We start from the raw sequence: 1,367 nt of genomic DNA on the forward strand, positions 1-1,367 counted from the left end.
GCATCCATGCTGTTCGTTTGAGTGTCCATGAAAAACTGATCCTTTCGCACCTGGTAATTGCCGACGTATCCGAGAAGTCAGGAGACGGGGAGAAATCGTATCGAGAATCATCGCGAAAGATGATGATCATCAGATGCTTATCAAAATCGCCCGCGCTGGATCGTTGCCGGGATTGGCGGGGCCGATTGACAGCCAGTGCTTTCCAAGCTTGGATGCGGTTCAATCAAGTCCGGGTGGGCAGCTCGAAAACCGATATGCTCACCGGGTTAATAAATACTGTTGTGCCGAAGAAATGGACTCCGCACTCCGCAACCGAATCGGTGTCGCCTTTGCCATCACGGGTGGCCCGCAGGTAGTCCTTACCCATGTTCCAGCCACGCTGGCACCTCCGGCCAAGGTTGGCGATGCGATCCGTCTCGAAGCGACTTCCGGAAGGACCGAAGATTCCAAGGTGGGGGCCATCGAGTATGCCCGGATGTCGGGTGGGGCCGAGTTTTACGGCCTGTGCCTCGAAGGGGAGTCGATCGACGCGTTCTCGGAGTTCTCCGATGGAACCTACGAGATTCATCCGGCGTCCTAGGTGCAAAACCAATTGGCACAACAAGTCGTGGGAGATCGACGCTTAACCGCCGCGTTGTTGCGAGCCGCCTCGTGGATTCGCAGCCTTTCCGCTTTCCCGACGCGCGGCCTTGCGTTCGCGCGTCTCCACTGAGACGTTAGGCAAGAATCTCGCGAATGAATCCGGTCCTCGAAATGGTTGAAGGCGATAGAGCTTCCTTCGCAGAAGTCTCAAGCGGCGGCGATGTCGCCCTGATTCGATATAGGTTGCCCGTCCTCGGCGGTTCGGAAGTTCCCGGCTACCCATGGCGGCTTGCAGTGTTGTGGCCCTACGCTGAGTGCGATTCGGGGGCGCTTCCCACACGTGAGGCGAACGAAGCGATGAACGTTTTCGAGGAGCGGCTGTTTGAGGCTCTCGGCCACGATAATCACGCTGTCTGGGTGGCGGTGTTGACCTTCGATGGCGCCCGCCAATGGGTGTTCTATACGAGCGATGTTTCTGAGTGCGGACGACGATTGGCGGCGATGCCTCACGAAGAGCGATCCTACCCGATCGAGCTTGAAGCCGACGAAGACCCCACTTGGACCTATTTGAGGGAGTCGATTCTCAACCCGCTAAAAATTGAAGCCTAATCGGGTAGGTGACGGGCTCTAACCGTCACCCCCCACACCACCCGGCATGCGGATCCGCACCGGGCGGTTCCAATTCGTCATGCCGTCCCGGCTGAGCCTTGCGGCCCGTCGGGATAGCGAATGACGACCCACTGTTTCACAAGATCGGGAACCCCTTGGCCGTGCAGCCACGCGTC

General features: G+C 58.3%; 3 protein-coding genes. 2 read left to right on the forward strand and 1 reads right to left on the reverse strand.

Annotated elements, in window-relative coordinates; all coding sequences use genetic code 11:
• Positions 1 to 223, reverse strand: a 223-nt coding sequence (locus tag IG178_RS25755; RefSeq protein WP_226895740.1) for a hypothetical protein, incomplete at its 3' end; no start/stop codon positions are given.
• A gap of 69 nt (positions 224 to 292) precedes the next feature.
• Between IG178_RS25755 and IG178_RS24260 the strand changes: the two genes are divergently transcribed.
• Positions 293 to 580: a hypothetical protein gene (locus IG178_RS24260; protein WP_193215177.1), complete on the forward strand. Its 288-nt coding sequence runs from the start codon at positions 293 to 295 to the stop codon at positions 578 to 580.
• 155 nt (positions 581 to 735) lie between these two features.
• Complete coding sequence (locus tag IG178_RS24265; RefSeq protein ID WP_193215178.1) at positions 736 to 1,191, forward strand: DUF695 domain-containing protein; 456 nt, start codon at positions 736 to 738, stop codon at positions 1,189 to 1,191.
• Positions 1,192 to 1,367 lie beyond the last annotated feature (176 nt).

This window comes from Neoluteolibacter marinus (assembly GCF_014904755.1).
Classification (GTDB): Bacteria; Verrucomicrobiota; Verrucomicrobiia; order Verrucomicrobiales; family Akkermansiaceae; genus Haloferula; species Haloferula marina.

Excerpts from the sequence above, each read along its gene's own strand:
- IG178_RS24260 (WP_193215177.1), top strand. The coding sequence starts at position 293 with ATGGACTCCGCACTCCGCAACCGAATCGGTGTCGCCTTTGCCATCACG.
- IG178_RS24265 (WP_193215178.1), top strand. The coding sequence starts at position 736 with ATGAATCCGGTCCTCGAAATGGTTGAAGGCGATAGAGCTTCCTTCGCA.